General features: G+C 70.9%; 5 protein-coding genes. 1 reads left to right on the plus strand and 4 read right to left on the minus strand.

The features are described from left to right. Positions 1 to 379: 379 nt before the first annotated feature. Entirely contained in the window at positions 380 to 1075 is a 696-nt protein-coding gene (locus ACIQ5Y_RS39745; protein ID WP_403892436.1) for an alpha/beta fold hydrolase, read from the minus strand. Positions 1076 to 1151: 76 nt separating this feature from the next. Further along, complete coding sequence (locus tag ACIQ5Y_RS39750) at positions 1152 to 2087, minus strand: LysR family transcriptional regulator (RefSeq protein WP_403892439.1); 936 nt, start codon at positions 2085 to 2087, stop codon at positions 1152 to 1154. Between the two features lie 188 nt (positions 2088 to 2275). Here ACIQ5Y_RS39750 and ACIQ5Y_RS39755 point away from each other — a divergent pair, with 188 nt between their 5' ends. Next, complete coding sequence (locus ACIQ5Y_RS39755) at positions 2276 to 3493, plus strand: MFS transporter (RefSeq protein WP_403892442.1); 1218 nt, start codon at positions 2276 to 2278, stop codon at positions 3491 to 3493. Here ACIQ5Y_RS39755 and ACIQ5Y_RS39760 read toward each other — a convergent pair. Further along, positions 3398 to 4288 (minus strand): class I SAM-dependent methyltransferase, encoded by an 891-nt coding sequence (locus ACIQ5Y_RS39760; RefSeq protein WP_403892445.1) that lies wholly within the window; start codon positions 4286 to 4288, stop codon positions 3398 to 3400. The two genes, ACIQ5Y_RS39755 and ACIQ5Y_RS39760, sit on opposite strands and share 96 nt — an antisense overlap. Before the next feature lie 79 nt (positions 4289 to 4367). Then, positions 4368 to 4868, minus strand: a complete 501-nt coding sequence (locus tag ACIQ5Y_RS39765) for a GNAT family N-acetyltransferase (RefSeq protein ID WP_403892448.1) — start codon at positions 4866 to 4868, stop codon at positions 4368 to 4370. Positions 4869 to 4984 lie beyond the last annotated feature (116 nt).

Here is a 4984-nt window from a genome sequence, read left to right on the forward strand (position 1 = left end):
ACGCTTCCTTTGTACTCACCCTCTCGGGCTTTCCTCCGGGCTTTCGTTCTGCTGTCTTGCGTTTCCGACTCTATCAGACTCTTTCGTGTCCGACTCCCTCGGTGCTTTCCAGGTCTTCGCTTTCGCGTTTCCCTTTCCGGCGAGTCCGACTCTATCAGAAGTTTTCCACCGGATTTCCCCGGCTTCGATTCCCGAATGAAGAGTCGAGTGTCCCCACACGAAATGCGATTCCTTGTGGGGGCTGCTGCCGAGCGTGTCCCGCTCCAGGCAACTGCTCGACTCTACAACCCTGGTTGTGAGGGTGTCAAAACGACCGGCCGGGCGCCGAGGTCGGACGTCGGCGCCCCCTGGGCTGACGCGGGTGCCGGCAGCGGGCGGGCTACCGGGCGGCTTCGAGGAGGAGCTGCGCGAGCTCGTACGGCTGGGAGAACATCGGCCAGTGGCCGGTGTCCATCTCGACCAGTCGCCACTGTTCGCTGGTCAGCAGCGCAGCCACGTCATCATTCGGCTCGGCGCCGTCGAGCAGGCACTTGATGTACGTGGCCGGGAGCTCGCCGAGCGGGCGGGCGAGTACCGCCGGTTCGGCCAGGGAATCGCCCGGGTGTGGTGTCGCGCCGCCCACGAGGCGGGCGGTCTGCTCATCGGTGAGGCCCTGCCCCTCACAGTCGACCGCGGTCAGTGGCGCCCAGGAGCCGCCGTTCCCGGCGATCGCGGCTTCCAGCTTCGCCGGTCCCTCCCACCAGGTGGAGACGAACGAAGCGCCGTCCGCCGGAACGTTGGAGTCGACGAAGACCACACGGGCCAGCCGGTCACCGAGCAGCTCGGCGGCCTGACCGACTGGGATGCCCGAGTAGCTGTGCCCGACCAGTACGACATCGCGCAGATCGAGGCGCTCGACCTCATCCACGATGTCCCGGACGTGAGTCTGCTGCCCAGCGGGCACGGCCCGCTTCTCGGCGAGGCCGGAAAGCGTCAACGGGAGAGCCTCGTGGCCGGCCTCCCGCAACGTGGGCACCACGTCGTCCCACGCCCACGATCCCAGCCACGCGCCTGCAACGAGTACGAAGATCGCCATGGCCGCACGCTAGTCGAGGGGTCCGACAACGCCCAGTACCCCGTACCCAGTGCCGCGGCTTCGATCGCGGCCGCGCTCAGCGCGGGATCACCCAGCCCGGCGCCCAGGTCCCGCCGGCGTCGTGCTCGGTTGTGGTGGCGGCGAGGTGCCCGCGGAGGGTCGCCAGTGCCGGGTGGGGATTGTCGCGGTGCCAAAGGAGCGAGTGAGGGTAGACGGGGGTCGGGTCGGTCACCGGGATGCGGCGCAGCCCGTGGCCGGCCGGCCAGACGAGGCGCGTCTGCGAGCCCATGAAGGTGGCCAGCGCCGGGGTGTCGGCGACGGTGTCGAGCAGCACGTCGGAACCGAAGTTGGGACCGGTCGCCTCGATGGTGAGGCCGAACTCGGCGGCGATGTCGTCGTAGTAGGCGGCCCACTCGGTACCGGGCACGATGCCGGGCATCCAGATCCGGTGCCCGGCGAGCTGCGCGACGGTCACCGATCGGGCACCCGCCAGCGCATGGGCCGGGCCGGTGAGGAGCTCGAGCGGCTCGTCGAGCACCCGCACGGACTCGATGTCCTCGGGCAGGGGCCGGCCGGGCGCGGCGACGGCGCGGAAGGAGGCGTCGATCGCTCCGGACCGGAGGGCGGCGACGGCCGCCTCGATGTCGAACAGCATCACCACGTCGAGGTCGATCTCGGGGTGCGCGCGGTGGAAGCCGCGCATCACCCCCGACGGTGCGACGCGTGAGGCGATCACGTCGACGCGCAGCGGCCGACGGCCGGGCTGTACGGACGCGACCGCGCGTTCGGCGACCCGCAACAGCTCGCGCGCGTGGGGCAGGAACGCCTGCCCGTCGATGGTGAGCTCGGCACCACGCGCGGTGCGCGTGAACAGCCGCACCCCGAGGCTGCGCTCCAGCGCGGCGATGCGCTTGGAGACGGCCTGCTGGGTGACCGACAGCTCGGCTGCCGCCTCCTGGAACTGGCCGGCATCGGCGGCGGCGACGAACGTCCGTACGGCATCTAGGTCCACGCCGACACCCTATGGCCACAACGCATGGTTGTGGCTCATGCCCTCATCGTTGTTTGATCCCAGCCCCTGGCGCTCGATTTGATGTACCCGATCCCGAATCGGTTGTACGGAGTTCGCGATACGGAGCACGGACGAGCGGCGAGGGACGAGGGACGAGGGACGGGGGACGAGGGACGGGGGCATCGGACATGAGGAGCGGGCACCGGCTGGGGCGGCAGTTCGGATGGCTCTGGGGTGCGTACGGGACCAGCGCGCTCGGCACGTGGCTCGCCTTCGGCGCCTTCCCCCTGATCGCCATCCAGGTGCTGCACGCCGGGCCGGCCGAGGTCGCCGCGCTCTCCTCCATGGCGGCCGTGGTGGGCGCGGCCGCGGCGGTGCCGCTCGGCCCATGGGTGGAGTTCCGCCGGAAACGGCCGGTGCTGATCGCGATGGACCTGGTGCGGTTCGCGGCGCTGCTGACGGTCCCCGTCGCGGTCGCGCTCGACGCGCTCACCTTCCTCCAGCTCCTGCTGGTCTCCGGCGTCGTCGCGACGGCCGACATCACCTTCCGCGCAGCCTCCGGCGCATACCTGAAGACGCTGCTGCCGGCCGAGCACCTGCTCGTCGCCAACGCCCGGTTCGAATCCACGGCCTGGGCGACCACGATCATCGGACCGCCGCTGGGCGGCGCGGCGATCGGGCTCCTCGGTCCGGCGGCGGCTGTGGTGGCCGACGCGGTCAGTTACCTGCTCTCTGCCCTGGGAATCCGCGCGACGGGCGGCCACGAGCCGCGGCCCGAGCGCCGGGAGACCACGCGCATGCGGGCCCGGGACCTGCTCGACGGCTGGCGGTACGTCCTCGGCGACCCGACCCTGCGTCCGCTGTTCTTCAACACCGTCCTGTTCAACGGCCTGGTGATGGCCACGCAGCCACTGCTTGCCGTCCTCATGCTCGGCCGGCTCGGGTTCCCGCCCTGGCAGTACGGTCTGGCCTTCGCCCTGCCCTCCATCGGCGGGCTGCTCGGTGCCCGGGTGGCCCGACCGCTCGTCGACCGGTTCGGGCAGCGCGAGGTCCTGGCGGCGTCCGGGGCACTGCGCGCGATCTGGCCCGTCGGCCTGGCCTTCCTGGGGCCGGGTACCGGAGGGCTGCTGCTGGTGATCGGCGTCGAACTCGGGCTGATCTTCTGCTGCGGTGTCTTCAACCCCGTCTCCACCACCTACCGCCTCGAGCGCACCGCGACCGACCGGGTCACCCGCACACTGACCGCCTGGGCGGTGACGGCCAAGGCCTCGACCGCGCTGCTGACCGCGGTCTGGGGCGTACTGGGTGCCCTACTCGGCCCGCGTACGGCCTTGGGCCTGGCAGGCGTGCTCCTGCTCGCGACCCCGCTGCTGCTCCCCCGCCGCAGCGCAGACGCCGAGCACTGATCGGTCCTGCTGCGGGCACCCGGACGGACGGCACGCGAGCACGAGCAAGTGCACGCTGGTCACGGCCAGCGCCGGATGGCTGTCGGCGCACCGCGCAGCTGCCATGGCCCGGGCGAGTACCTCCGGTCCGAGGTCCTCCTTCCTACCCGTCCGGCGCTCCTCCCGCATCAGGGCCGCGGAGGCCGGCCCCTGCACCCCGAAGACCTCCGCGTGGGTCAGGCCCGCCTGCGCCGCCTCTTCCCCCAGTTCCTCGGGCCCGTGGCAGTAGCTCGTAGGACCGTCCCGACGCACACGGAACCCTGTCGTCGCTACTTCCGGTCCGTCGTCCGCTCCAAGGTCCAGCAACCTGATGTACCGGTTGATCGCGGCTGCGGCCACGAGGCCGCCCGGTTTGAGGACGCGGTGTGCCTCCTGCCACGCACGGGCCCGTCCACGGGCGTCCGGCAGGTGGTACAGGGGTCCCAGGAGCAGTACGGCGTCGAAGTACCCGTCCGGCTGCTCCAGTTGCCGGGCATCCCCGACGAGGGCCGTCAATCCCTGGGCGCGGGCCTGCCGGACGTGCCGCTCAACCGGGTCGACCACGACGACCCGGTACCCGTCGTCCATGAGCCACCGCGCATGCACTCCGGGCCCGCCGCCGACGTCCAGGACGGACGCGGGCGGGGCCGGAAGGCGGCTGCGCAGGAGCTCCCGCGTCCTCAGCAGTTCGAGCGTGCCGAGCGTACGGCCGGATGTGAGGCGGGTGGCTTCATCGCCGGCGCCGTAGAAGTCGGTGATGTCCGGAAGCAGCGCCACGTCGGCCTCCCGCGTGAAGACTGGTCGTCACGGCGAGAGTTGCACGGCCGGGCACCGGCCGCCAGAACCCCTTCCTCCCTCACACGCCCGGGCTGCCCGCACCAGGCCGTCGCACCATGAAGACGTCAACGGGGTCCTGAGCTTCCACGATGAACCCGTGGCGCTCGTACAGTCGTTGGGCGGCGCTGCCCTGCAGGACGTTCAGGCGGACGACCTCCCGCTCGGCGTCGATCCGCGTCAGCAGTACCCGCAGGACGGCCGATCCGAGCCCCTGGCCCTGGACGGCCGGCGAGAGGTAGAAGTGCTCCAGCCATCGCCCGTCCCGGTCCGGACGCACGGTGACACTGCCCGCGAAACTGCCATCGACCACGATGACCGACGTGTGCTGCTCGGAGAACGAATCCCGCAGCCGCTGCCGAACCCTGTACTCGTCGTACCGCCCCAGCCGCTCCAGGTCCGGCCGCATGACCACGGCCCGCAGCTCCGCGATCGCCTCGACATCCGCCGGCTCAGCGCTCCGCAGCACCCATTCCGCAGAACGAGCCACCCGTATCCCGTCCGCTGCCGGCCCCGCTCTCATGTCCATGGGCCGACACAATAGCGACCCGTAAACGCAGAAAAGCCCCGCACCGAACCCTGAAGGGCTGGTGCGGGGCTTTCCCACAATGATTGTTCGGCGGCGTCCTACTCTCCCAC

Source organism: Streptomyces sp. NPDC096339 (genome assembly GCF_044762985.1).
GTDB lineage: Bacteria > Actinomycetota > Actinomycetes > Streptomycetales > Streptomycetaceae > Streptomyces.

What these genes read in the sequence shown, in the direction of transcription:
- ACIQ5Y_RS39745 (WP_403892436.1), bottom strand. Translation starts at nt 1,075, where the DNA reads ATGGCGATCTTCGTACTCGTTGCAGGCGCGTGGCTGGGATCGTGGGCG.
- ACIQ5Y_RS39755 (WP_403892442.1), top strand. Translation starts at nt 2,276, where the DNA reads ATGAGGAGCGGGCACCGGCTGGGGCGGCAGTTCGGATGGCTCTGGGGT.
- ACIQ5Y_RS39765 (WP_403892448.1), bottom strand. Translation starts at nt 4,868, where the DNA reads ATGAGAGCGGGGCCGGCAGCGGACGGGATACGGGTGGCTCGTTCTGCG.